Here is a 1,262-nt window from a genome sequence, read left to right as displayed (position 1 = left end):
GGAGCTGTAGATATTTATATCAATAGAAATTTAAATAATGAAAAAGTTTATAGATATGATGTTAACTCTCTGTATCCTGCGGTGATGTCTTTTCAAGATATGCCCGTAGGTAATCCTTGATTTTTTGAAGGGAACATTTTAAAAAATTGAGATAATTTAAAAATTTTTAATACTGATAAACCTTATGGATTCTTTGAAGTAGAAGTTGAAACACCTAAAAACTTAAACATTCCTATTATTCAAAAAAGAATGAAAATAAAAAATAAAGGATTTAGAACTATAGCTCCTTTAGGAAAATGACAAGGTGTTTATCATTCTAATGAAATTTATAATGCCATGGAATATGGTTATAAATTTAAAATTATTAAAGGATATATTTTTGATAAAAAGAATATATTTAAGGATTATGTTGAAAAACTTTATGATTTAAAAGCTAATAGTGAAAGAGATTCTCCTGATTATATAATTAGTAAACTATTAATGAATAGTTTATATGGTAGATTTGGAATGAATCCTGAATTAGAAAAACATTGTATTATTAAAGAAACTAATTTAAATGATTTACTTAAAGATTCTTCTATAACTATTATAGATGTTATAGAATTAGAAAATAAAAATTATTTAATGTCTTTCATTAAAAATAAAGATATTTGCGAGGATAGGGAAAATAATTATTATTATGAACCTAATGTTAATGTGGCTATTGCTGCAACAGTTACAGCTGAAGCTCGAATTCATATGTCTAAGTTAAAAATGTTAAAGAATTATAAGATTTTTTATTCAGATACTGATAGTATAGATATTAATAAACCTTTACATGAATCATTTGTAGGAGAGGAACTAGGTAAACTTAAACTTGAACACATTTGAGATAAGGTTATTTATGTATCTAATAAAGCTTATTGAGCAATAGATTCTAATGATAATGTTTATTTTAAAGTAAGAGGTATTAAAGATCACAGTTTATCTCAGGATGATATGTTTAATCTTTTAAAAAAAAATGCCGTTTTAAACATTCCACAAGAAAGATGAATTAGAAAACAATCAGAAAACACAATAGAAATTGTTAATAGTATTTATCAATTAAAAACTAATGATAATAAAAGAATTCCTATTTATGATCAAACAAATATGATGAGTTATACTAAACCTATAATTATTAAAGACAATGAAATAATTGATGACTTTAATGATATCTATTAACATCTTTTTTTTCATGAAGCTAATGCTATAAAAATAAATTTTTATTAATTTTTTTTTTT

At 22.7% G+C, this 1,262-nt stretch carries 1 protein-coding gene and 1 pseudogene; both read left to right on the top strand.

All coding sequences use genetic code 11. The features are described 5' to 3' along the window. The first annotated feature begins 12 nt into the window (after positions 1–12). Positions 13–120 carry a DNA polymerase gene (locus tag N866_RS22825; RefSeq protein WP_216699499.1) on the top strand — a complete coding sequence of 36 codons (108 nt, stop codon included), beginning with the start codon at positions 13–15 and terminating at the stop codon, positions 118–120. Between the two features lie 195 nt (positions 121–315). After that, positions 316–870 (top strand): annotated as a pseudogene (locus N866_RS20685) (DNA polymerase); the annotation flags it as partial. Positions 871–1,262: the final 392 nt, after the last annotated feature.

The organism is Actinotalea ferrariae CF5-4 (genome assembly GCF_000603945.1).
In the GTDB taxonomy this organism is placed as follows: Bacteria; Actinomycetota; Actinomycetes; order Actinomycetales; family Cellulomonadaceae; genus Actinotalea; species Actinotalea ferrariae.
The sequence above is the reverse complement of the archived record's forward strand: the minus strand, read 5'-3'. Positions and strand labels throughout refer to the sequence as shown.